19 protein-coding genes are annotated in these 23,791 nt (G+C 66.2%); 13 read left to right on the plus strand and 6 right to left on the minus strand.

What is annotated here, in order from left to right:
* The first annotated feature begins 26 nt into the window (after nt 1–26).
* Nucleotides 27–2,651, plus strand: coding sequence for a hypothetical protein (locus ACQP1T_RS12960; protein WP_433760241.1), 2,625 nt, complete (start codon nt 27–29; stop codon nt 2,649–2,651).
* Between the two features lie 28 nt (nt 2,652–2,679).
* Entirely contained in the window at nt 2,680–4,239 is a 1,560-nt protein-coding gene (locus ACQP1T_RS12965) for a WD40 repeat domain-containing protein (protein WP_433760243.1), read from the plus strand.
* A gap of 30 nt (nt 4,240–4,269) precedes the next feature.
* Here the strand turns inward: ACQP1T_RS12965 and ACQP1T_RS12970 are convergent, their stop codons facing one another.
* Nucleotides 4,270–5,619 carry a PLP-dependent aminotransferase family protein gene (locus ACQP1T_RS12970; RefSeq protein ID WP_433760245.1) on the minus strand — a complete coding sequence of 450 codons (1,350 nt, stop codon included), beginning with the start codon at nt 5,617–5,619 and terminating at the stop codon, nt 4,270–4,272.
* Nucleotides 5,620–5,757: 138 nt separating this feature from the next.
* Between ACQP1T_RS12970 and ACQP1T_RS12975 the strand changes: the two genes are divergently transcribed.
* On the plus strand, nt 5,758–7,047 hold the full coding sequence (locus tag ACQP1T_RS12975) for an FAD-binding oxidoreductase (RefSeq protein WP_433760247.1): 1,290 nt from the start codon (nt 5,758–5,760) through the stop codon (nt 7,045–7,047).
* Nucleotides 7,048–7,217: 170 nt separating this feature from the next.
* Here the strand turns inward: ACQP1T_RS12975 and ACQP1T_RS12980 are convergent, their stop codons facing one another.
* The 3 genes from ACQP1T_RS12980 to ACQP1T_RS12990 all read right to left on the minus strand — a co-directional run bounded on the left by ACQP1T_RS12980 (nt 7,218) and on the right by ACQP1T_RS12990 (nt 11,538).
* Nucleotides 7,218–8,564 (minus strand): NAD(P)/FAD-dependent oxidoreductase, encoded by a 1,347-nt coding sequence (locus tag ACQP1T_RS12980; RefSeq protein WP_433760248.1) that lies wholly within the window; start codon nt 8,562–8,564, stop codon nt 7,218–7,220.
* 34 nt (nt 8,565–8,598) lie between these two features.
* Nucleotides 8,599–9,999 (minus strand): MFS transporter, encoded by a 1,401-nt coding sequence (locus tag ACQP1T_RS12985; RefSeq protein WP_433760250.1) that lies wholly within the window; start codon nt 9,997–9,999, stop codon nt 8,599–8,601.
* Between the two features lie 579 nt (nt 10,000–10,578).
* Nucleotides 10,579–11,538, minus strand: a complete 960-nt coding sequence (locus ACQP1T_RS12990) for an alpha/beta hydrolase (RefSeq protein ID WP_433760251.1) — start codon at nt 11,536–11,538, stop codon at nt 10,579–10,581.
* A 155-nt stretch (nt 11,539–11,693) separates the two neighbouring features.
* Between ACQP1T_RS12990 and ACQP1T_RS12995 the strand changes: the two genes are divergently transcribed.
* Genes ACQP1T_RS12995 through ACQP1T_RS13005 form a run of 3 tightly spaced genes read left to right on the plus strand, consistent with a single transcriptional unit; the run spans nt 11,694 to nt 14,504 of the window.
* Nucleotides 11,694–12,359 (plus strand): hypothetical protein, encoded by a 666-nt coding sequence (locus ACQP1T_RS12995; RefSeq protein WP_433760253.1) that lies wholly within the window; start codon nt 11,694–11,696, stop codon nt 12,357–12,359.
* Nucleotides 12,352–13,716, plus strand: coding sequence for a glutamine synthetase family protein (locus ACQP1T_RS13000; RefSeq protein WP_433760254.1), 1,365 nt, complete (start codon nt 12,352–12,354; stop codon nt 13,714–13,716). Before ACQP1T_RS12995 ends, ACQP1T_RS13000 begins: the two co-directional genes overlap by 8 nt.
* Nucleotides 13,713–14,504: a gamma-glutamyl-gamma-aminobutyrate hydrolase family protein gene (locus tag ACQP1T_RS13005; RefSeq protein WP_433760256.1), complete on the plus strand. Its 792-nt coding sequence runs from the start codon at nt 13,713–13,715 to the stop codon at nt 14,502–14,504. The genes ACQP1T_RS13000 and ACQP1T_RS13005 overlap by 4 nt, the downstream gene beginning before the upstream one ends.
* Nucleotides 14,505–14,649: 145 nt before the next feature.
* Here ACQP1T_RS13005 and ACQP1T_RS13010 read toward each other — a convergent pair whose 3' ends face one another.
* Nucleotides 14,650–15,327 (minus strand): TetR/AcrR family transcriptional regulator, encoded by a 678-nt coding sequence (locus ACQP1T_RS13010; protein ID WP_433760258.1) that lies wholly within the window; start codon nt 15,325–15,327, stop codon nt 14,650–14,652.
* A 176-nt stretch (nt 15,328–15,503) separates the two neighbouring features.
* Here ACQP1T_RS13010 and ACQP1T_RS13015 point away from each other — a divergent pair, with 176 nt between their 5' ends.
* From ACQP1T_RS13015 to ACQP1T_RS13045, 7 genes are all read left to right on the plus strand, one after another.
* Nucleotides 15,504–17,126 (plus strand): class I adenylate-forming enzyme family protein, encoded by a 1,623-nt coding sequence (locus ACQP1T_RS13015; protein WP_433760259.1) that lies wholly within the window; start codon nt 15,504–15,506, stop codon nt 17,124–17,126.
* The gene (locus tag ACQP1T_RS13020; protein ID WP_433760261.1) at nt 17,123–17,941 is read left to right on the plus strand and encodes an enoyl-CoA hydratase/isomerase family protein; all 819 of its coding nucleotides are present in this window, start codon (nt 17,123–17,125) and stop codon (nt 17,939–17,941) included. The genes ACQP1T_RS13015 and ACQP1T_RS13020 overlap by 4 nt, the downstream gene beginning before the upstream one ends.
* Nucleotides 17,938–19,035, plus strand: coding sequence for a Zn-dependent alcohol dehydrogenase (locus tag ACQP1T_RS13025; RefSeq protein ID WP_433760262.1), 1,098 nt, complete (start codon nt 17,938–17,940; stop codon nt 19,033–19,035). The genes ACQP1T_RS13020 and ACQP1T_RS13025 overlap by 4 nt, the downstream gene beginning before the upstream one ends.
* Before the next feature lie 56 nt (nt 19,036–19,091).
* Complete coding sequence (locus tag ACQP1T_RS13030; RefSeq protein ID WP_433760264.1) at nt 19,092–20,555, plus strand: aldehyde dehydrogenase family protein; 1,464 nt, start codon at nt 19,092–19,094, stop codon at nt 20,553–20,555.
* Nucleotides 20,556–20,610: 55 nt separating this feature from the next.
* A complete protein-coding gene (locus tag ACQP1T_RS13035) occupies nt 20,611–21,039 on the plus strand; it encodes a TetR/AcrR family transcriptional regulator (protein ID WP_433760266.1) in 429 nt (142 codons plus the stop codon).
* On the plus strand, nt 20,922–21,305 hold the full coding sequence (locus ACQP1T_RS13040) for a hypothetical protein (protein ID WP_433762181.1): 384 nt from the start codon (nt 20,922–20,924) through the stop codon (nt 21,303–21,305). The genes ACQP1T_RS13035 and ACQP1T_RS13040 overlap by 118 nt, the downstream gene beginning before the upstream one ends.
* Before the next feature lie 159 nt (nt 21,306–21,464).
* Entirely contained in the window at nt 21,465–23,072 is a 1,608-nt protein-coding gene (locus tag ACQP1T_RS13045) for a long-chain fatty acid--CoA ligase (protein ID WP_433760268.1), read from the plus strand.
* A 102-nt stretch (nt 23,073–23,174) separates the two neighbouring features.
* On the opposite strand, the gene ACQP1T_RS13050 is transcribed toward ACQP1T_RS13045, so the two are convergent.
* The gene (locus ACQP1T_RS13050; RefSeq protein ID WP_433760270.1) at nt 23,175–23,615 is read right to left on the minus strand and encodes a hypothetical protein; all 441 of its coding nucleotides are present in this window, start codon (nt 23,613–23,615) and stop codon (nt 23,175–23,177) included.
* Between the last annotated feature and the right edge of the window lie 176 nt (nt 23,616–23,791).

A 23,791-nucleotide genomic window follows, 5' to 3' on the forward strand; every position in this document is an offset into this window, starting at 1 on the left:
GGCTGCCAACGGATCACGGTCCGCCTGTGCTGGTCGCTGCGGGCACCCAGCGATATGTGCGGGATGACCTGGTGGCGCTGGACCGGGTGCCCGCATCCCTGGAACGGGTGGTGTCGGCGATGTCCGGGCTGGGGATCACACCCGTTGCGGGTACACCGACGGGCTATCTGCTCGATGCCGAGCGTACGGATTTGTTCGCGGTACTCGGGACCGCTGTGCGCGACGCGTCGGTGGTGATCGTGTACTACACCGGGCACGGTGTGCCGTTCAACAACAAGTACTACCTGCCAACCAGTACAACCCGAAATGATATGGCGGCCACTGCGATCGGTGCCCGCGAGCTGCTGGAGGACCATCTGCTACGGCTCGACCCGGACGGCGAGGTCGCCGCCGAGCAGCCGAAGGTGCTGGTGATCTTCGACTGCTGCTTTTCCGGCACCGCGGTGATCGAGGACATGCACAGCCAACTGCAGGGGATCGGTAATCCGAACACCTGGGTGATGGCTAGTGCCAACACCACCGAATACGCCGAGGACGGGGTGTTCGCGATGGCCTTGACCGACTACCTTCGATCTCCCAAAATCGGTCGCTCGCAACGGTATCTGAGCCTAGAGATACTGGTCGGCGAGGTCAACAGCGCGATATCGTCGGCCGGTGCCGAGCAGGAGGCGCGCTGGTTTCCGCCGGCGAGCCGCGGCGTCACCGGACTGCTGCCCTTCCTGCCGAATCCTGAATTCCAGCCCGCTGTCGCCGGTTTCACGATCGATGAACAGCGGCACTGGATTTCCAAGCTCGGCATCGAGGAGGCAGCGGCGCAGCCGACCGGCTTCTACCTCACCGGTCGCACCGGTCGCCTGCGGGCGGTCGAGGATCTTGCCGAATTCCTCGCCGGTGTGCGGCCCGGCGTTGCGATCGTCACCGGCAGCCCAGGCGCGGGCAAGTCGACCCTGCTGGCGTTGCCCGTGCTGCTGAGTTCTCGGGAGGGGCGGGCGGAGTTGTTGCGGCCGGGGCCGGGCAATCTGCTGATACGCCGGGCCGCCGAACTGGTTTCGGAAGACCTCGGGATCATCGGCGTGCACGCGCGCGGAATGAATGCCGACCAGATCGCCGCGCAATTGGGCGAGGTGGTCGGTGCGCCCGGGACGACGGCAAAGTCGGTATCGGCCCGACTGGCGGCCACGAAACCGGCAGGCGGTGCGTTGCGACGCATCGTCGTGGACGCCGTGGACGAAGCCGCCACACCCGAGGCGGTGATCGATTTCCTCCAGGAATTGTCGGAGCAGGCGCGGATTCGGGTGGTGTTCGGCATTCGCAAACATCTGCTCGACCGCTGGAAAACCGTGAACCGTGTCATCGACCTCGACGCACAGCCATACCGGGATCGTGCGGCACTCACCGAATATGCCCGGTTGCTGCTCGTCGCGGCGTGCGAGCCTGAGCTGACCACTCCGTATCAGGTTGCTGCCGATACCGTCGTCGACGCGGTGGCGGAGGCGATCGGCGGGCAGGCGAGCACAGCGGATACCGACTCCTTCGTCATCGCCCGTTCGCTGGCGCTGGCCGTGCGAGCCCGGGCCGATGTGATCGCCGACGCCACCGCGGTCCGGTCCGCCATGAATATTCCCCAGACCGTATACGCCGCCTTCGAGGAGGATCTCGAGCGGTTCGGGGAACGGGCAGGCGTCGCACGAATTCTGTTGCAGGCCTTGGCCTGGGCCAATGGACCGGGGCTGCCGTGGGAAAACATCTGGGCACCGGTCGCCCGGGCGATCGCGGGCGATTCGTGCACCATCGACGATGACGATGTGCGCTGGTTGCTTGCCAACGCAGGGGCCTATATCCGGGAAGATGTCGGACCGGGTGGCCGATCGGTGTTCCGGCCCTTCCACGATCTGCTGGCCGAACATCTACGCCGCCCGCCGACCGATACCGCCGGTAGCGAGGCCGCCGATCATCCCCGCAGGATGCACGAACTGATCGTGCAAGCGCTGTTCGCGGTGGCCCGGCGCACCGGTTCCTGGAGCGAGGTTCATCCATATCTACGCACCTATCTCGCCGAACATGCCAGCGCCGCTGGACGTGACTGGGTCGAGGTGCTGCTCGCCGAACCGGACTACCTCGCGGTCGCCGATCCGGCGATCCTGAGCGGAGTGCTCGCGGCGATGCCGCAGGACGAGACGGTACGCAGTTACCGGCGTGCTGCCGTGCTGCTCACCGATCGTCCGGCGGACAATCTCGCGCATCTGACAGAAGCCGCGGTCGCCGTCACCACGAGCGCGCATCTATTCGACGAATCGACGATCGCCCCCTCCTTCACCACCATCCGGGTGTGGGTGGGCCGTGATGACAGCGCACTCGTTTTCCGGGCGCATCGTTCGAATCTGGCCGCACTCGGGTTCGGCGCCGATCGGCTGGGCCGGGATCTGCTGTTCACGATCGACGGCGATGGTGATAGCGAGCTGTGGGATATCCATTCCGGTCGGCGCATCGATGATCCGGACGTCGATGTCGCGGCTTTGCACACCGGTGTCGACAGCGGCGTCGGGGCGCAGCGTCGATCACTTCGGGCAACTCGTCGGGGTCGGCGAGCGGTTGATCCGGGTCCGGCGCACGCTTCGATCGATAGAGCTGACCGACGCGCTGACCGATGAACCGATCAGTACGATTCGCCTCCCGCGCGTGCTGCCGACCCTGTGGCGGACGCTGCGGCACGGCGACAGTGTCATCAACGAACTCGTGGACCTCGCCTTGGCGGACGTACCCATCGCCTTCGGCACGCTTGCGGACGGCCGCGGTCGAGTGGCGGTCGGCGATCGGTGGGGCTCGGTAAGGCTGTGGGATCTCGGATCCGGTCAGTACCTCGACCGGTTGATCTCCAACGACGGCGTACGGGTGTCCGCGCTGACCTTCGCGCGAGTCCAGCGGAACCGAGACGAGTTGGTAGTCGCCCATGCCGACGGTGCGGTGCGGCGCTGGGATCTGAGGTCCCGCACCCAGATCCGGCCATCGTTCCAGGTGGCTCACGACAGTGTGACGGCACTGGATTTCGCCGTCGCCGACGGCCTGCAGACACTGGTCACCGGGTATGACAACGGTCAGGTTCGGGTCGAGACGCACACCGATGACGGACCGGTGCGCACACTCGTGCTGCACGGGCACAACCATGAGGTAACCGCGGTCGCGCGCCCGACGGTCGTCGGCGGGCAGCGGATCGGCGCATCCGGCGACGACCAAGGTTTCGTCCGGATCTGGAACCTGGACACCGACAGCGCACCGGAACCGGACCGAGTCGAAGCCATCCCGGAAATCGCAGTCTGCAGTCGGGGTGCCCAGCTCATCGCGGTCGGCAGCGCATCGGGCGCCGTGCAGATCATCACGCCGACCTCGGCTGGCGAACCGTGGCCGGTCTATTTCCGGCACCCGCAGTCGATCTCCGCGCTGGGATTCGGACGTGGTCCGGCCGGGCCGATCCTCGCGAGCTGTGACATATCAGGTGAGGCACGGCTATTCGATATGGCCGCCCGGCGCCGGATCGGATCGGTACTGCTGGAGCGTCGATTCCGCACGATCGCATGTGGCGTGCTTACGTCGGGTGAACACTATCTGGTAGGTGTCCGTCCCGGCGGCAATCGAATCGAACTCTGGAAGTCCACTGGCACAGGCACTTTCGTCTGCGAGGTCGACCGGAACCCGGCCGAGCCCGCTATCTCCATGGACACGACGATCAGGGCATTCGGGACCGGCCCGGACGGTTCGGTGCTCGCGCTCACCGCGCTGCGCTCGATTTTTCCAACAGATGGTCTGACAACGGCATTCGCGCTGTGGGATTTCATCGAAAATCGGCCGATCCTGGAAAACCTCTTCGACACCGCGGTTTTCATCGACGCAGCATTGACCCCAGGACCCGGCGATGCCTCAGCACTGCTGGCTGTCGATCAGGACGACCGCATTCACGGCTGGGATCTCGCGACCGGGACGGCGCTATGGGAGCCCCTGCGCTGCACCGGCGAAAGCAAGATCAGCGCGTTCGATATCGGCTGGACCGCGAGCGGGCGACCGCTGCTCATCGTCGGCGACGACTCCGCGGCTGTGCGCATCGTGGAGCCGTCGACCGGCTGGCACCTCGCCGAGATCCGGCGTCGGACGACACCGAGAGTCGTCGGATACTGCGGCGACATCCTATGCGTCCGCGACGGCGACGGGCTCTCGATACTGCGTTACGACCTGACCCGATGGTGATCGCCCGTGCGCGGTAGACGACCGCGGGGGCTACTGGCGGCGGAGGGAGCCGATGGCATCGGCGAGCAGGTCGATGCCCTCGGCAACGGCCGGTTGGGTCAGGCTGCCGTACCCGAAGACCAGACCTTCCGGTCCCGCCTTCTCCACCCAGTAGGGCGCCAGGCCATAGACCCCGAGGCCGCGTTCCAGCGCTGCATTCGTCACAGCGGCCTCGGTGAGATCGGGCGGCAGCCACGTCATCACATGCAGGCCGGCGGAGACTCCGATCGGCACGAGGTCCGGCACCTGTTCTGCCAGCCGGCCGACGAGCGTGTCCCGCAACTGCCGGTACCGCGGCCGCATCCGGCGCAGATGCCGATCGAACTCGCCCCGCGCGACGAAGTCGGCGAAGGTCAGCTGGTCGATCACCGGCGAGCCGCGATCGTCGATCACCTTGGCCGCCGACATCGGCTCGACCAGACGACTCGGCAGGATCAGCCAGCCGAGCCGGAGCCCTGGCGCCAGCGTCTTGCTCGCCGTACCGGCGTAGACCACGGACTCCGGCGCCAGGCCCTGGATGGCGCCGATCGGCTCGCGGTCGTACCGGTACTCCGCGTCGTAGTCGTCCTCGATGACCAAGGCATCGTGCTTCGTGGCCCACGCGACCAACCCGGCCCGCGTCTGCGCCGAAGCCACCGCACCGGTCGGGAACTGGTGGGCCGCGGTCACCACGACGATGTCGGCTCCCGACCGCTCGAGCGCCTCCACATCCAGTCCGGTCTCCAGCACCGGTACGCCGACCGTCTCCAGCCCCGCCTTCGTCGCGACGTCACGAAGCTCATTGTCGGACGGGTCCTCGACCGCCAGCCGGCGATACCCGGCAGCCGCCAGCACCTGCAGGAGCAGCCGCGAACCTTGGGCGAATCCGCTGCAGATCAGCATGTTCTCCGGCCGCGCCGACGCACCGCGGACCCGGTTCAGGTAGTCGGCCAGGGCCTCACGGAGTTCGGTGGTGCCGCGCCCGTCCAGGTAGGCCAGGCTACTGTTCGGCGCCTCGTTGAGCACCTTGCGGATCGACCGCAACCAAGCCGCGCGCGGGAACTGGGAGACGTCCGGCTTGCTGTACTTGAAATCGATTCGGGGTGGCCCGCCGGTTGTCGCCGCGCTCTTCTGCCCCACCTGAATCGCGGCCGCTGCCGGCGCCACCTGCGTGTAACCGCCGGTCCGGCTGACCAGATATCCCTCGGCCACCAACTGCTGGTAGGCCTCGACGACCACTCCTCTGGACAGTCCGAGATCCGTCGCGAGGGCGCGAGTCGCCGGCATCACCGCGTCAGCCCGGAGCAGCCCCTGCCGGATCCGGTCCCGGATAGCACTTTCCAACTGCTGGTGCAGCGGCACGGACGAGTCGCGCCGGAGCTCGATGAGCAGCTCGACCGCGCCCGAATTGGTCCTGGAACGACGCATAGAACTGGACCTTATATAAGTACCGCTTCGCTGTCAGGGTGGTGAGCACACCACTTCCTATAGGAGTACGCGATGACCACCACCACTCTCACCCTCGAACTGCTGCACCCGGGACAGGCCGGGTACGACGAGGCGCGAACGGTCTGGAACGCGATGATCGACCGCCACCCGGCCGTGATCGCCCGCTGTCACAGCACCGCGGACGTCGCGGCGGCGGTCCGCTTCGCCCAGGACAGGAACCTGGAGATCGCTGTCCGCTGCGGCGGCCACAACATCGCCGGAATCGCCGTACCCGAGGGCGGGCTGATGATCGACCTGACGCCGATGAACGCGGTCCGCGTCGACCCCGAGCGGCAGCTCGCCTGGATCCAGGGCGGCGCCCTCCTCGGCGAACTGGATCGCGCCGCGCAGGAATACGGCCTGGCTACCACGGCCGGCAATGTGTCGCACACCGGCGTCGGCGGCCTCACCCTCGGCGGCGGGATGGGCTGGCTCGCCCGGCAGTTCGGGCTCGCCTGCGACAACGTGGCCTCCTACGAACTCGTGACCGCCGCCGGCGACATCGTGACAGCGAGCGCTACCGAGAACCCCGAGCTGTTCTGGGGACTGCGCGGTGGTGGCGGCAACTTCGGCATCGTCACCTTGTTCGAGTTCCGCTTGCACCACATCGGCACCCGCACCCTCGTCGCCGAATTCACCTACGCCTGGGAAGATGCCTTCGCCGTGCTGCGAGGTTGGCGCGACCTGAACGCTTCCGCACCCCGCCAGGCCACCTGCACCGCAAGCATCCGCGGCCAGGAACTGACCATCGGCTTCGTCTGGGTCGGCGACCCGGACGAGGGCGCCGAGCTGATCGCGGCCTTCCGCGAGCTCGGCACGATAGTTGCCGAGAACATCGAGGAGCTGTCCTACCTGACCCTGCAGAGCCGCGAAGACAGCGTGCAAGGACATCGATTCCGCCGCTACTGGAAGGGCCACTACTTCAAGTCCCTGCCCGACGAGGCGATCCGCGCCCTGCTCCGCAACCCCGGCGTCGGCGCCAGCCTGCAGGCGTACGGCGGCGCGATCGCCGAGGTTCCCGACGACGACGCCGCCTTCAGCCACCGCGACACCCTGTTCGAGTTCGTCACCGCCACCCGCTGGGAGGACCCCGCCGACGACGCCGAACAGATCGCCACGATCCGCGCTTACGCCACCACCCTCGACCCCTACGCCGGCGGCGCCTACGTCAATACGCTCAACGGCGAGAGCGTCAGCCGCGCCTTCCCACCCGCCAAGCTGGCCCGGCTGACCGCGCTGAAGAACAGCTACGACCCGGCCAACGTCTTCCACCTCAACCAGAACATCCGGCCGACGGTCTAGCGCTTCTTGCCCAGCCGCTCCAGGCCGCCATCGCCGGCTGGCGATCGCGCGAGGACACCACGATCCACAGGGCAGGCCACGAGCCTCGGAAATGGGGGAGCGCCGGCATCGCGACGCCCTACCCGAGTCGATAGGGCGGCGAGTCCTGGACGCCACACGTTCTCGCTCGTTCAGCTGACCGGCGCCGAGCCTCGCCGAGCGTTACGCCGGCTCCCGTTGACCAGATCGTTGAACCGGTCGATGGCCCAAATGGTGCGTAGCCCTAGGGCGCCCATCATCATCGGGCGCGGGAACTTCGGCTTCCGCTGCCACAGGGCCGCCAGATCCTCGTGTTGCTCACCGTCGACGATCAGGTCCGCGATGAGTGACCCGAGGTAGGGCGCCTGGGCCAATCCGTGGCCATTGCAGGCGATCGAGTAGAAGACGTTGTCATCGACCCGACCGGCGAGCGGCAGCCATGAGGAGGTGATCGCGATCCAGCCGCCCCACGCCCGAGCGACCGAAACGTCGGCCAGTGCCGGGAATCGTGTCGCGAAGGCGCGTGCCAGTTCGGCGACGAGCCCCGGATCCGGCTCCTTCGTCGGCAACGGGCCCGCTTTTCCTCGTTCGATCCGGCGAACCCCGAACACGATCGTGTTCCGCGAGGTCAGCCGGTAATTCTCCATAAAGTTGTGCTGTGTGAACAGCCCGGCGCGACTGGCCCAGCCCAGCGCGGCCAAACGCGCGGGATCGATCGGCTCGGTCTCCACCTCGACGACCCAGATGGGCACGGACAGGTGCTCGGGAGTGATTGCCAGCTCGCCACCGTAAGCGTTCGTCGCGAGCACGACCGTGTCGGCACGCACCACACCGCCGGGCGTACGGATGACGACGTGCCCGCCTTCTCGGGTGACGTCGGAGACCGGTGTCTGTTCGAAAACCCGAGCGCCGGAAGAGAGTACGGCTCGTCGCACACCCATGGTGAACTTGCCCGGATTCATTATTCCGCCGGTGGCCTCGCGCATCCCACCGAGAAATCCACGAGGGATGCCCAACTCTGTGCTCGTGCCATACTCGGCTTCGGCACCGGCCCGCTGCAGAATCTTGGCGACGCGACGCGCGCGCCCCATCTGTCCCCGCGAGACCGCCACGCCGACGTTGCCGGTCGATTCGAACTCACAGTCGATGTCGTGTGTCTTGATCAGATTTTCGACGTGATGCTCGGCGTGATCCGCGAATTGCACGATGCTGGGCAGCTTCTTTCGGTAGAGGAGGTTCAAGAGCTGAATATCTCCGCCGGGGGCACCTGCCAGCTGTCCCGCATTGCGGGAGCTGGCGCCGTGCCCACAAAATTCGGCCTCCAGCAACACCACGTAGCGACCACGCTCCGCCAGTCGCAACGCCGTCGACATGCCGCTGAGACCGCCGCCAACGACTGCTACCTCACAGGTGATGTCCTCCTTCAAGGCCGTGCGGACATCATTCGGTGGTTCGATCCATCCGGTGAAGGTGGTGTATTCCACGTTATCCGTGTTCATTTCGCTGATCCCTCGTTTTTGGGTTGTCGCTGGGCTAGGACACGGCCACTTCGACACGCCGGCGGCTACGTCCGCGTGAGATCAGCACAGTCACTAGGACAAGTGCGGCGAGGACGGCCGCGATCCAGTAGCTCGTGCCGTACAAGCCCTTTCGGGCGACGCTGATGTCTGTTCCGGGAACGAGGACCACCGAGGCGCTCAGAACGCCGGTGATCAGCGCCGTGCCGAATGCGAAGCCGACCGCCATGGAGGTGCCGGCTACGCCGGCGGCCATTCCGGCCTTCTCTTCGGGCACTGCGATCTGCACCACGGTGAAGCCGGCCGCGTATCCCATGCTGCATCCGAGTCCCAGCACGCCGGCGCCGACGAGGTGCTGCCACGGGTGGTCGTCGGCGAGCGCCAGCCAGACCAGTCCCGCCACACAGATGAGTGCTCCCACCACGAAGACATGGGAAGCACGTCCCTTCGCGATCGGGCCCTCGGCCACGCGGCCACCGACCCTGAACAGCACGGCGAACGGCACCATGAGCAAGCCGGTTTGCAGCGCGGAGAGGCCGAGCCCATACGCGTCCGACGGGGAAAGCGAATCGGGATCGACCTGGCTGTAGGTGCTGAGCAGCAACAGGAACGCCGCGTTCACCGCCGCGAACAACGCGATCGACACGCTCGCCGCGGTGACGAAGGGCGACTTCAGCATGGCGACGTCGAATACGGCCGCCGAGGACCTGCGTTCGACCCGCACCCACAGGGCGCCACCGACGACGCCGACGACCAGCGGAATGAACGCCGCTGCCCCCCACACCAAGCCTTGGGTCAGAGCCAGCAGCAGCGCCGCAACCCAGGCGATCATCCACACCGTGCCCAACACGCCGATCCGGCCGGTAGGCTCCGCCGGCGGACTGTGCGGAACGACGACGAACGATACGACGGTCGTCGCCGCGAAGGCCGCGGTGAGGATGCAGAAGAAGCTACGCAACGACAGGTACTCGACGATCAGACCGCCGCCGATCATGCCGACGACGATGCCGAGGCCGGTGGCGACGACCAGGACCTTGACCGCCGTCGCGACCCCGTTGTCGGCCAAGTTTCGCCGGAGAAATCCCAGCGGCAGCAGCTGAGCCGCCCCGCCGATTCCCATGAGTGCGGATCCGATGAGGAGCGCCGGGTAGGAATCGCCGACGGCTGGGACGAGCGCTCCGAGCGTGAGGCAGCCGGCGGCGAACGCGGTCGCGTTGCGATCGCCGAATACGTCGGCCAGTCGCGGCAGCAGGATGAAGCCCGCCCCGCCGCCCAATGTGAGCACGGTGTAGATCCATGTGGTCTCGGAAACCGTGGCGAGACCGTACTGCGCCTGGATGATCGGCAGCAGTGGCGGCAGGACGAAGATGATCGCATTGGTCAGGGTCACCATCAGGGCGCCGACGCCGATCAGCACCCCTCTCGGCGGCGCGCTGCGAGCATTCGAATCCGGGCAGACGCCGGTCGTTTCATTGATCTCAGTCATGTTGATTCTCCATAGAAACCGGCCGCCTCATCCGCACACTTGCCTGCAGTCGCGGCACCGAGTTGTGATCCGCGCCATACACTAGAAGCTACATAGTCATATGATCAAGGTATTCGACCAACTCTTTGCAAAACGAGAGAGCGGAAATCGCGCGATGAAGGTATCTAGCTGGGGTTTCTAGAACTTGATCAGATGCACAACTTCTCGAATATGCGACCACTACCGCGGAAGGAGCGCGCCGAAAGGCGCGGAAAACGCTGCAGCGCACGGTTCTTCGAGAGCGGCCGACGCACCGCAACCGACTCGGGCCGACCGACTGTCCGGAGACCGAAACGTCCCGCGGTGGAATCTGGCGGATCTGCGTCGGTCGGCCGCGCTACGAAACCTCTTCCGCGTCGATCGGCCGACGTGGTACGCCGCCTTGCCGACATATGACCGACAAGCTGGCGATGTCGGTCTGCGGGCTTCGACAGCCGAATGGGATCGGTCCGGACTGCCGCATCGGCAGTGTCATGGGCGGGTGAGTCGGCGCAGGTAGTCGCACACGTCCTCGATCGCCTGCTCGGTCTTGGTGAACACGCCGACTTCGGTGAAGAAGCCGTGGAACACACCCGGGTAGCGGATCGTCGTGACCGCGACGCCGTCACGGTGCAAGCGCGCCGCGTACACCTCCGCGTCGTCACGGATCGGATCGACTTCCGCGGTGAGAATCAGGGCCGGCGGCAGGCTGTGCAGCGACTCCGCGCGCATCGGCGCCGCGAGGGGATCGACCTGGTCCCGATAGTCGGGCCCGCGGTACTGCTCGATGAGCCATTTCGCATCGGCACTGGTCAGTAGCGGCGCATCGGCGAACTCTGTCCATGAAGGGGCGGCGAAGGAGTCGTCTACAGGTGGGTACGCGAGCACCTGGGATATCGGCAGCGGCAGCTTGCCGTCGCGAAGCGCGAGGCACAGTCCCGCGGCGAGAGCGCCGCCGGCGGAATCGCCGCCGACCGCGATGCTGTCGGGGTCGATATGCAGGGCGACCGCGTGCTCGCGGAGCCACAGGTACGCGTCGAAGCAGTCCTCGAGTGCGGCCGGATACGGATTTTCGGGTGCGAGCCGATAATCGAGGGAGACGACGACGAAACCAGTCCGAGCTGCGATGGCGCGGCAGAGCTCATCGACGCCGTCCAGGGTGCCGAGGATGAACCCTCCGCCGTGCATATAGAGCAGGGCGGGAGCATCTGCCGCGGAGGTGGCTCGATAGAGCCGAGCTCCCACAATGCCGGCGCGGGAAGGTATTTCAAGGTTCTCGACCCGGTCGATCGCCGTGATGGGGTGTTCGCGCGGCCGTGTCGCGAGCAGCTCTCGGGCAGTCTCGGGCCCCAGTTCGCGGATCGGCTTCGGCAGCGTCGCGGCGATAACCTGCGCGGCTGCCCACGCGTCAGGGTCCAGCAAATTCCCGTATGCGGATGTCGATGGGTTCATCCCGGTCCTTCGAGTTGTTGACAACGAGTGACGTGTGCCTCACCATCATAGTCACGTGACCCAGACAACTGACTATGAAGGTTGCGTTTCACTCGAGGTCTGCAGCGATCGCCTTCCGGCGCCACGCGATCTCGCGTAGTCGAAAGGACTGGAAGATGACCGAAACCACGATCGACCGCGTGGTGCCGAACGCCGGCGCGGCCGGCGGCGTCGACATACGGATCGAGGACGATGCCACGCCGATCGTCCGGCTGATCGGCCGGACCCTGCGAGATTCCGCACGCGGCGGCCATGCGCTGTCGGCGTTGCGACGATCCGCCGCGACGGCGGTAATCCGCTCACACGACACGCCTCAGGCTGCGACGATCGCTTTCGCCGACGGCGTTGTCGAGGTGTCGAGCGGTGTCGTCATCGAGCCCGATGCCATCATCACCGTCGACCTAAACGCCAGGTTCGCCCCGGTCGGTGATCCGGTCGGTGACCAGGATCTGGTCACCGATGTGCTGGCTGCGTTGATGCCGCCGCTACCCGATTGGCGCGCGGCCGCCGAGCACTTCTGGACCGTATCGCGTTCGGTCCCGGCAATTCCGGACATGCTCATCGCTGTCACCGAAGGGCCAGAGGGAGTGGAGCAGGCCGTCTTCGGTGAGGGGGAGACCCACTATGTGATCGCCGGTGCACCGGAGACGCTGGCCGGGGTGTTTTCCGGTGCGGACGATCTGTTCGCGACCTTGGCCACCGGTGCTCTCGGAATTCAGGGCACCCTTTCTCAACTGTCCGTCATGACGGGCGCGTCCTGGAAGGTTCGTTTCGATGTCTGAGCTCACTGCTTCCTCCGTATACGGCGGCCGGAATTCCGAGACCCGCGCGGTCCGGCTCGAGGCCACCAATCACGAGGGATGTTTCCTCGGTAAGAACGTCTCGCCGAAGAAGTTCGACTCGGGATCGCAGTCCGGATTCAATTTCGCCGACCTGCTGTTCGGACTCGACCTCGGCAACCTTCCGAGCCTGGGTTTCGCCTACCCGCACTGGCGTGGACATCTCGACGATGTCAGCTTCAAACCGGACATGGCGACCCTGGTCGAGTGGGAACCCGGCCTGGAATCGGTGATCGGTGACTACTGGCTGAAGGACGGCACGCCGGTCCCGATCTGTCCGCGCAACCTGGTGCGGAAGATGGTCGACCGCCTCGCAACTCTGAACTACACCGCGACCATCGCCGTCGAGATCGAGGCGACTCTTTTCTCGGAATCGATCGGGGAAGCCCGGGCCCGCGGCTACCGCGACCTGACTCCGCTCGGTGGGTCCGCCGGCACCGCGTACCACCTCGCGAAGTCGAAAGACTGGATCGACTACATGACCGCGGTGGCCCGGCGCCTCGACGAAGTCGGCATCGAATGGGAGGCGTGGAGCGACGAGGACGCGGCCGGGCAGGTGGAACTGAACCTGGTTCCGGGCGACCCGATCGCGGTCTGCGACGCCTGGGCGCGGACGCGCCAGGTCATGCGTGAGGTCGCGTTCGAACAGGGGCACTCGGTCACGTTCATGGCCAAGCCGACCGCGGGTTACGGGCAGGCCTCGCACATCAATCTGTCGCTGCAACGCGACGGCGTCAACGTGTTCTATGCCGAGGACGGGCCATCGGAGACGATGCGCCACGCCATCGGCGGTCTGCTCGCGACGCTGGAGGGCAACACCTCGATCGTGCTCCCGCAGATCACCTCATACCGTCGGCTGGTGGACCTCAGTGGTCCGCCGGTGACCGTCAGCTGGGGCATCAGCAACAAGACGACCGCGGTCCGTGCCGTGTGCGGGCATCGCGACTATTCGCGGCTCGAGTACCGAGTCCCTGGCGCGGATGCGAACCTGTATCTCGCCACCGCGGGCGTGCTGGCCGGTGTGATCGCCGGTCTCGAGCGCCGCATCGAGCCGCCGGAGCCGGTGTCGGACATGGCCTGGTGCATGCCGCCGGGAATCAAGCGACTGCCCGACACCATCACCAAGGCCGCCGATGCGCTCGACGCCGACCCCATCCTGCGGGAGCTGCTGGGCGACGAGTTCGTCGACTACTGGATCGGCACTCGCCGATGGGAGTGGATGCAGTTCCACACCGGCGGCGGCGACCCGTTCGCCGAACTCTCGGAATGGGAGTCCGCGCGCTACTTCGAGTTCCCGTGACCGTGGTGCGCGAGATCTCGGGTGCCGTGCGCCCGCTCATCGGTATTACCGGCCGGCGGTTCCGGCTCGGACTGGTGAACGGACTGGACCCCCGATATGCGGACCGTCTCACCGACGCCTTCATGTCCGACTTCTCGGACCGGATCGCGCGAGCCGGCGGTGTTCCGGTGCTGCTGCCCTATGACGCCGATCCGGCCGCGGTCTGTCATTGGCTGAGCGGGCTGGTCATCACCGGTGGTCAGGACGTCCATCCGCGTTGCTGGGGTGGTGATCTGTCGGTGGTCCGTGCGGTCGATGCGCGGTCGGATCCGATGGTGCACGACCCGGAAAGGGATGCGTACGAGATAGCGCTGGTGCGCGCGGCCATCGATAGCGATATCCCGGTCCTCGGCGTGTGCCGTGGTCTGCAGGTGCTGAACGTCGCGCGGGGTGGCACGCTGATCGCCGATCTCCCGGCGGGACCGGTGCGGCATCTGTCGGAGCGGTTCGCGCTCACCGACGGCGGACCCGATCACGTGGTGTCATTCGAACCCGGATCGGTCGCGCAGGCGCTGTTCGGAGACCGCGCGGTCACGAACTCGTGGCACCACCAGGCCGTCGATGCCTGCGGCGACGGCCTGGTGGTCACGGGCCGGACCGCGGACGGCGTCGTCGAGTCGATCGAACTTCCCGGTGCTGCCGTCCTGGGTGTGCAGTGGCACCCGGAGTGGATGAAGCGGGATGACCGGGCTCTCCATTGGGTCGTCGACGAAGCGGCCAGGCGTCTGTGCGTCGGCCAGAGCCTGTGAGAGAGGCCATTTGCCGTCAGGCGGCGGGGGATCGAGAGCTATTCTGCCGCAGTGGAATTCCGGGCCGGTACCGCTTTTCGGAGTGCCGGCCCGGTCCGTTGCCCGGACGCTACATGGGTAGTCGGAACGACGTATCTCGGCCCGCTCAGCCGACGTTCACCCAGGAGATCAACGAGCTCATTCCCGTCTTCGGCTGGACGGGTTCGGGTGCCCGCTGCTCCGCCGAGGCCGGGGACGCGAGTTTCGTGGCCAGCCACGCGTCGAGCACGGCGATACTCGTATCCACCTGCCTGGCGGCCGCCTCGCGATCACCGAAGGTGAGCCAGTTCAGTGCGAATCCGTCGGACAGCGCCGCGACGATGTAGCTGATTTCATCGATCGTTTCAGCGTCGAGCGCCTGGTCGCTGTTCGCCTTGCCCAGAATTGACCGCAGGACGGCGAATGCCTGGTTGTAGACGACGGCGGCCGAGTTGCCGCCTTGGCGTTGTGCCCAGCTGATGAGTTCGATGGTCGCGGCGGCGAAGGCTGTGGAGTCCAGATACCAGGTCATCGCGCCCCGCAGCAGTTCCCGGGCGGTGGTTGCCACGTCGCCGCGGACCTCGCTGCGGACGATGACCTCCTGGTACTCCGCGGCTACTCGCTCGAAGACCGCCGCGAACAGGAGCTCTTTCGAGGCGAAGCAGTAGTGCAGTGTCGCCAGCGGAGCGTCGGCCTGTTCGGCGATGCGACGCGTGGTGGCGCCGTCGACTCCGTGGGTAGCGATCACCTGAATGGCCGCGTTGACGAGGTCGTTGCGTCGCTCAGCCGCAGGGATCCGTGCCACTGCTGCCTCCTGAAATAGTTGGGCGGATGATCAAGTCTATTTCGACAATATCACTGCCCATGATCGTTTATCAGTCTGCGAATGCGGCGATTCAGCGCCGAGTTAGTCATTTGGCTTGATCAGATGACTATGATTGCGCTAGCGTTATGGCCGGCATCACACTGCGAGGAGAGACTGTGAACGCAATCGAATCGACCCGGGACGTGGTCCGGCGGCCGGCGGTCGCCCGCGACCGCATGGGGGAAGATCCGGCGTCGGCCACGTTGATCGAACTCTTGTCGACGTGTGCACGGACATCGCCGGATCGAGAGTTCCTCCGCTTCGGGGACGAGTCGTGGACGTTCGGCCGGATCGACGCGTGGACGTCGCGCCTGGCGCATCGGCTCATCGAGGTCGACGGCATCGCGCCCGGTGACCGGGTCGCGATCATGCTCCCCAATGTCGTGCACTGGCCGGTTGTCTGGCTGGCGACGCTGAAGGCCGGCGCCGTGACGGTGCCGGTGAACTCGTCCTATCGCAGGGCGGACCTGACCTTCGTCCTTCGTGACTCGGGTGCCCGCGTCGTGTTCTCCGAAGGGGAGAAGCTGGGCCTGCTCGGCGAAGTAGCACAGGCAGAGGCGGATCTGGCGGGCCTGCGCATCGTCGACATCGCCGCGGACGGCTCCGAGCACTTTCTGGACCAGGCTCCGGATGTCCGGATCACCGGCGACACCCTCGCGAACCTGCAATACACCTCCGGAACCACCGGCTTTCCCAAGGCATGCATGCTCACCCACGACTACTGGGTCAGGTTGGGCTGGGTCTGTGCGGCGGCCGCCGGTCTGCATGCCGACGATGTCCTGCTCACCGCGCAGCCGTTCTCCTACATCGATCCGCAGTGGAACACCGCTCTGGCCTTGACAATCGGTGCACCGCTTGTCGTGTTGCCGCGCTTCTCGGCATCGGGGTTCTTCGCCGATGTGCGGCGCCATCGGGCGACGTTCACCTATGTACTCGGCGCCATGCCCACCCTGCTGTTCAAGCAGCCACCGAGCACCGACGACCTGGACAACGACCTGCGGCTCGTCATGTGTTCGGGAATTCCGGCGGCGTTGCATCAGCGTCTCGAGGACCGTTGGGGGGCGCCGTGGCGGGAGATCTACGGGCTGACCGAGTCGGGTTCCGACCTGGTCGGTCTTCCGGAAGATACGGACGATGTGGGGAGCGGGAACCTCGGACGTCCGGTACCGACGAAGCGGGCGCGGGTGGTGGACGCGGACGGCAGCGACGTTCCGGACGGCGAACCCGGTGAGCTGATCGTGTCGGGCAAGCCGATGATGCTCGGCTACTGGAACCGCGCCGAGGCCACCGGCCGTACGCTGCGCGATGGCTGGTTGCACACCGGCGATGTCGTCGTCCGTCGCTCCGATGGCCGCTACCACCTCGTCGGCCGGATCAAGGACATGGTTCGCCGGGGCGGGGAGAACATCGCGAGCGCCGAAGTCGAGGCAGTCCTGGAAAAGGACGACGCGGTCGTCTCCGCGGCGGTACTCGGCGAACCCGACGAGACCTTCGGTGAAGAGGTCAAGGCCTACATCCGGCTCGCCGCCGGCGTCCCTGCCGAGCGCTCGACCGCCGCGCGGATCATCGAGCGAGCGCGTCGGGAGCTGGCTCGTTTCAAGGTGCCTCGCTACGTCGAATTCGTCGACGACTTTCCTCGAACGCCTTCCGAACGCGTGTCGAAGCCGGCGCTCACCGCGCGCGCCGCCGAGAACCCGGGAATCGTGTACGACCTGCGCGAAAACGGGCCGCGCGCATGAGCGCCCCAACGACGCACTTCCTCGACACCCGAGTCGAACGGGATGTCGCCGTCCTGACCCTGCGTCGCCCGGAGAAACTGAACGCGATGAATGTCGCCACCCGGCTGCGGCTGGCGAGCGCGATCCGGGAGTTCGGCACCGGCGACCGCGTGCGCGGGATCGTCCTGACCGGGGCCGGGCGTGCATTTTCAGCGGGCGAAGACCTCCAGACGCCACCGACGTCGTACGCGGACCTCCGAGCAGCGGTCGAGACATTCCACGACATCACTCGGGCAATCCTGGAAACAAAGGTTCCTGTTATCGCCGCGGTGAACGGGATCGCGGTCGGCGGCGCCTCGGAGATCACGCTGTGCTGCGATGCTCGGATCGGGACGCCAGCCACCGAGTACTTCCAGCCGGAGAACGGTCGCGGGATCACCATCTCGAACGCGTCGAGCGTGTTGCTGGCCCGCCTCGTCCGCAACCACGCGATGCGAATGGTTCTGGGATCGCCGCGGATCGTCGCCGAGGAGGCTTTGCGGATCGGGCTCCTCGACGAAATCGTCGCCCCCGATCGACTGCTCGACCGGGCGATCGAGGTGGTCGTGGAGTGGACCCCGGAAAACAACACGACCGCGCTCCACCTCGCCCTCTTGCGGCCGGCGCCCGACGAGATCGAGTCCGCCTTCGCCCGCGAGGACCGCGCAGCGCAAAAGTCTTGGGAAAGCGGAGTTTTCAGTTCGGGTGTCGCGGACTTCTGGGCCGCGCAGCAAGACCGGGGTCAGGGCAACGCACAACCGTTTGCGCACAAGAACAACCGATTGGACAGACCATGATCAATACCGAAGCCGCCGTACTCACCGCGGTCGGCGAACCGCTCGAGATCACCACGATTCAGGTGGACGACCCCGAGCCCACGGAAGTACGTGTCGCGGTCTCGAACGTGGGTCTGTGTCACAGCGATCTGCACTACATGACCGGAACGGTGCATACCGGGCTACCGGTGGTCGTGGGCCACGAGGTGGCGGGCGTGGTCGAGGCCGTCGGTTCGGCGGTGACCGGACTGCGCCCGGGGGACCGGGTCGTCGGTGCCCTCACGCCGTCCTGCGGCCGCTGCGTCAATTGTGAAGCCGGCCGCGCGACACAGTGTCAGCGCGTCGCCGAGATCCGTCACCGGCCCCGGCCCGCGTTCCAGCTGCCCGGCGGGCGGCCGGTCGAGCGGCTCGGCGACATCGGCGCATTCTCGCGGCACATCCTGATGCGGGACAACGCACTGGTGAAGGTGCCCGACGAGGTGCCGCTGCACCTGGGATGTCTGCTGTCGTGCTGCATCATCACGGGTGTCGGGGCGGTGTTCCGCGGTGCACGGGTGCGCCCGGGCAGCACCGTCGCGGTGATCGGATGCGGCGGCGTCGGATCGGCCATCATCCAGGGCGCCAGGCTCGCCGGCGCTTCCGCCATCGTCGCGATCGATCTCGACGAGGCACGGCTGGAGGCATCGCGCAGTTACGGCGCGACGCATGTGGTCAACGGCGGCGTCGAAGATGTCGCCACCGAGATCCGGAACGTGCTGGGTGACGGGGTCGACTACTCGTTCGAGGCCGTCGGGTCCGCCCGCACCGCTGCCACGGCGCTGGCGGTGCTGCGGCCGACCGGTACCGCATGCCTGGTGGGCATCGCGCCGGACGGCACCGAGCTGAGGCTGCCCGCGTCGGACTTCTTCTTCGGCGAGAAGCGCCTGATCGGGTCGTACATGGGCTCGGGGCAGGTGCATCGGGACATCACGCAGCTCGCGCAGCTCTATCTGCAGGGGCGGTTGCTGCTCGACGAGATGGTGACGCAGGTGATCCCGTTCGGTGAGATCAACAAGGGCTTCGAGGCGATGCGGTCCGGTGATGTCACCCGCGTCGTAGTCGATCTGGAGCAGTAACGACGGCCTGGATACCCATGCGCCAAGCCGAATCCCGAATGTAGAGGTGCTATCGAATGACGAACTCGACCATGTCGATTCCTGAGCCGGTCAACTACATCGCCGACAGCTGGATCGAATGCGACACGATCCCGGGTGAATGGAACGTCGACCCCAACACCCGCGAGCATCTGCACCGATCCGTCACGACCAGCGACCGTGATGTCGAACGGGCACTCGCCCACGCCGAGCGTTCCTACAGCATCGGACGCTGGGACGATGCCGCTCGGAAGGAGCGCGCGGAGATCTTGGAGCGCGTTGCCGACCTCATCGAGGGGCGCGTCGAGGACATCGCGCGAACCGATGCCATGACAAGCGGAGTTCCGATTCGCGACACCAGGAAGGCGGCGGCCTTCCTGCCCGCCCGTATCCGGGCGACAGCCTCGGACCTGCGGATCATTCCGCGGGTGCGCGCCCTGGCAGCCGGCGGCCGAGACGTCCGCTTGCACAAGATCCCGTGGGGACCCGCGGCGATCCTCACGCCGTGGAACGGTCCCAGCTTCATTCCGGCGGCCAAGGTGGTGAGTGCGGTCGCGGCCGGATGCCCGGTGATCCTGAAGCCGTCGGAACACGCACCGAGCAGCGCGCAGCTCATTGTCGAATGCTTCGTGGAAGCCGGATTGCCCAGTGGGACACTGCAACTCGTGCACGGACGCGGCGAGGTCGGGGCCGCGATCACCGGAGATCGCCGGGTGAAGATCGTGTCGTTCACCGGCGGCCCGCAAGCCGGGCGCGCGATCGCACGGGCCGCGGCCGAGGACTTCAAGGTCCTCCAATTGGAGCTCGGCGGCAACAACCCGGCGCTGGTCCTCGACGACGCGGACATCGACGTCGCGGCGGACGGCATCTTCGAAGGTATGACCAAGCTCAACGGCCAGTGGTGTGAAGGACCTGGCAAGGTGCTGGCGCACCGCAGTCTGGTTCAGCCCCTACTGGAAGCATTGACCGAGCGGATCGCGAAAATCGCGACCGGTCATTCGCTGGACGACAGCGTCGAGCTGGGCCCGATCTCGAACGCACCCCACTTCGCCACCCTGCGGCATCGGATCGAGGAACTTCGTGCCAAGGGCGCAAGCATTCACCAGCCGGCTCGGCTGCCCGAGCTCGGGGGATTCTTCCTTTCTCCGACCATCGCAGCTGGTATCGGTGGATCGGAGGCCACTGCGGAACTGTTCGGTCCGGTCGTGTCCCTGCACGCCGTCGATTCCGACGAGGAGGCGCTTCGCGTTGCGAACGCGAACCCGTCCGGCTTGGACGCCTATGTTTTCGGCAGTGACACCGACCGAGCCATCGACATCGGCGCGCGAGTGTTGTCCGGCGAGGTGCGGATCAACGGCGCCAAGCTCGCCGATCTCGGCGACGACTCCGCGCAGAGCTTCTGGGGCTCGGCGGGAATCGGTGGTCACGGCCCCGCAGAGTCGGTGCGGGTCTTCTGCGGTGATCGGGTGGTCGGCGTCGATTCGCCGGATCTTCCGCTCTGATGAACCGGGGTAGAGTCGAGCGAACGAATGGTCGTTCGCTCGAAGGGATTCCGAATTGGCCACTGCAGCAGGCAAAGTGGTCGCCGCCGAGTCGGAAGGCGCGGATGCCGCCGCTGTCTCCCGCATCCATGCGCTGATCGAACAAATGGATCGGTGTATCGAGGAAACGACACCATCGCTCGGCCGATCCGACACCCGCGAACGCATCCTCGAGGTCGCGATGGGTTTGTTCGCGCAGCGCGGCTTCGAGGCCTGTACCGTTCGGGATCTCGCGGGTGCGGTCGGGATCAAACCGCCGGGGATCTACAGCCACTTCCGATCGAAAGAAGCCATTCTCTCGGAGGCGATGCTGCGCGCACTGCCCGGATATCCGCGCCGGGCGAGGCTGTCGACGCTGAGGCGCGCCTCGGCGAGACGGTCGGCCGACACGTCACCTACCAACTCGAACACGCGCAACTGGCCCGAGCCCACGATCTGCTGTTGAACTCGCAGGCAACCGACCGATTCCTCCCCGGAGAAGAACGCCAACTGCTGCACGATGCTCGGCGGGCGTACTACGAGCTGGTGCGTGGGCGCATCGCCGAGGTGAGCGGGATCGACAGCGAGGCCGGCCTGACCACCACCACATTCGCGGTCACGACACTCTGCGACGGGGTGCTGAACTGGTACCGGCCCGATGGTGTGCTGACAGTGGCAGACGTCGCCGATCACTACTGGCAGCTAGTTCGCGGGATGCTCCGGATCGGCTGACGAGCCGACTCTGCCGGCGGAGCCGTTCCGCCTTGTCTCGCATTCATCCACGACATCGCCTCGGTCGACGAGCGCGTCGAGTCAATCATTTGCGATGCCGAACAATTGATCCGGAGTGCCGAGATGCTCCGCTGACCTGAAAAGAGCTGAAGAGCAACAATGTTCAACGCCTTGACGATGGACGACTATCCGCTGACATTGACCGCTGTCGTCGAGCGCGCGCAGCTGTTCCACGACGTCGATGTCGTCTCACGACGTCCGGACGGCAGTCTCACCCGGACGACGATGGCGGCGTGTGTGCAACAGGCCAGGCGGGTGGCCACGGCACTGGCGGGCTTGGGCGTCGCAGCCGGTGACCGAGTGGCCACGCTGCTGTGGAACCAGGTCGAGCATCTGGAGATCTACTTGGCGGTGCCGGCTATGGGCGCGGTGGTTCATACCCTCAATCCGCGCCTGCATGCCGACGAACTCGCTTTCATCGTCGCGGACGCCGGTGATTCGGTGATCGTTGTCGATGAATCACTGCTGGATGTGTTCGAGGGTTTCCGGCACATACACCGGTTCACGCACGTTGTCGTGGTGACGCACAATGATGATGCGCCGCAAGGGATGTGGGACTACCGCGTTCTCGCGGAGCGGGCGGAGCCGATGAGTTGGCCGGTTCTAGACGAGAGAAGCGCGGCCGCCATGTGCTACACCTCGGGAACGACGGGGCGCCCCAAAGGAGTGGTCTACTCGCATCGTGCGCTGGTGCTGCACTCCTTGGCCGCCGCGCTCCCGGACGCGCTCGGGGTGTCCGCGCGCGAGACGCTGCTTCCCGTCGTGCCCATGTTTCACGCCAACGCGTGGGGTTTGCCGTACGCCTCGGCGATGATCGGAGCTCGCCTGGTCCTGCCGGGGCCGCTACTGGACCCGCACAGCATCCTCGACCTGCTGGTTCGAGAACGAGTCACGATGACGGCAGGAGTGCCGACCGTGTGGATGGGCATGCTGGCCGCCCTCGACGCGGAACCACAACGGTGGGACCTGACGTGCTTGGATCGGCTGATCGTCGGAGGTGCGGCGGTCTCACGGGCGCTGATCGAAGGCTACGACCAGCACGGTCTCCGTGTGATCCAGGCGTGGGGTATGACCGAAACAGCGCCGCTGGGGACGGTGAGCCGCCTGCCGGTCGGGCTCGATGAACAGGGCTCGGATGCGCAGTACGAGTATCGGATCCGGCAAGGCACCCCGGTTCCGCTGGTCGAAATTCGCGCGGTCGACGACGACGGGCGTCCGATCGAACGGGATGATTCCGCGATGGGAGAGTTGGAGATCCGCGGCCCGTGGGTAGCGTCGGCCTACCACAACGGCAGAGGCAGTGACAGTTTCACCGCCGACGGCTGGTTCCGAACCGGGGACATCGTGCGTATCGACGAACACGGGTGCATCCGCATCTGTGACCGCGCCAAGGACCTGGTCAAGTCCGGAGGTGAGTGGATTTCGTCGGTGGATCTGGAAAACCGGTTGATGGGCCACCCGGCTGTGGCCGAGGCCGCCGTGATTGCTGTGCCGGACGAGCGGTGGGGAGAACGTCCCCTCGCGGCAGTCGTGATCCGTGACGGAATGTCGGTGCATCCTGACGAATTGAAACAACATTTGTCCGCCCATTACGCCAAATGGCAGATACCGGACAGGTTCGAATATCTGCCGGAGATTCCCCGAACGGCTACCGGCAAATTCCGCAAAACCGAACTGCGGCAACGCTTTGCCTCGCAAACTACCTGAGCTGACAGCAGATGACGAAGCGCGCGGACCGCACTCGATGATATGAGACGAGCCCCGAGACCTTGCCAGTGTGTCTCGGGGCTCGTGGTCGACGACTTGGCCTCAGATGTCGCCGGCCGCATGCAACGAGTTGTACATCTGGACCGCGCTGGCGACGCCGACCGGAATTCCGAGCAGTGCGGCACCGGTCACGCCGCCGATGCCGGCCCCAAGGGAGGCGCCCATAATGCAGCCGAGTGCCGCTGCCGGGGCCGCGATCGGCCCCGTCGGAATGGCGAGGAAGCCGCCGGTCAGCGCGCCGCCCACACAACCGAGGCCCATGCCGACCACACCGCCTGCCAGTGTTCCGACACCGGTGGCGAGACCGAATTGCACCGCGGCTTGGCCCAATGCCGCGTTGAAGTCGGCGTCGGCGTCGATCTGCCGATTCGGTGCGGGGGCCGCAGCGGCCGCAAACGAGGACGCGGCACCCTGCTCGGTGTCGCTGTTCTGTTGCGGCCCAGGCAAACTCGAGGCCTGGCTCGCTTGCGGGCGGGCAGCCATCGGCCATTCCGCGGGATCTGCCCCTTGGGACAGTGGCTGGCCGGCGACGTACCTGCCGTCCTGGTCGAGCACCTGAAACTGGCCGCCCCTCGTCGTCAGCGAACCGAACGGCGTAGTGATGAAAACGGAACTGTCGCCGGCGTTCCCGGTGTAGTCGACACCGGGTGCGAGGTTTG

The sequence above is a fragment of the Nocardia sp. CA-135398 genome (assembly GCF_050955845.1).
Taxonomy (GTDB): domain Bacteria; phylum Actinomycetota; class Actinomycetes; order Mycobacteriales; family Mycobacteriaceae; genus Nocardia.

What these genes read in the sequence shown, in the direction of transcription:
- ACQP1T_RS13050 (WP_433760270.1), bottom strand. Translation starts at nt 23,615, where the DNA reads ATGGCTGCCCGCCCGCAAGCGAGCCAGGCCTCGAGTTTGCCTGGGCCG.
- ACQP1T_RS13025 (WP_433760262.1), top strand. Translation starts at nt 17,938, where the DNA reads ATGATCAATACCGAAGCCGCCGTACTCACCGCGGTCGGCGAACCGCTC.
- ACQP1T_RS12995 (WP_433760253.1), top strand. Translation starts at nt 11,694, where the DNA reads ATGACCGAAACCACGATCGACCGCGTGGTGCCGAACGCCGGCGCGGCC.
- ACQP1T_RS12975 (WP_433760247.1), top strand. Translation starts at nt 5,758, where the DNA reads ATGACCACCACCACTCTCACCCTCGAACTGCTGCACCCGGGACAGGCC.
- ACQP1T_RS13045 (WP_433760268.1), top strand. Translation starts at nt 21,465, where the DNA reads ATGTTCAACGCCTTGACGATGGACGACTATCCGCTGACATTGACCGCT.
- ACQP1T_RS12980 (WP_433760248.1), bottom strand. Translation starts at nt 8,564, where the DNA reads ATGAACACGGATAACGTGGAATACACCACCTTCACCGGATGGATCGAA.
- ACQP1T_RS13000 (WP_433760254.1), top strand. Translation starts at nt 12,352, where the DNA reads ATGTCTGAGCTCACTGCTTCCTCCGTATACGGCGGCCGGAATTCCGAG.
- ACQP1T_RS12990 (WP_433760251.1), bottom strand. Translation starts at nt 11,538, where the DNA reads ATGAACCCATCGACATCCGCATACGGGAATTTGCTGGACCCTGACGCG.
- ACQP1T_RS13020 (WP_433760261.1), top strand. Translation starts at nt 17,123, where the DNA reads ATGAGCGCCCCAACGACGCACTTCCTCGACACCCGAGTCGAACGGGAT.
- ACQP1T_RS13030 (WP_433760264.1), top strand. Translation starts at nt 19,092, where the DNA reads ATGACGAACTCGACCATGTCGATTCCTGAGCCGGTCAACTACATCGCC.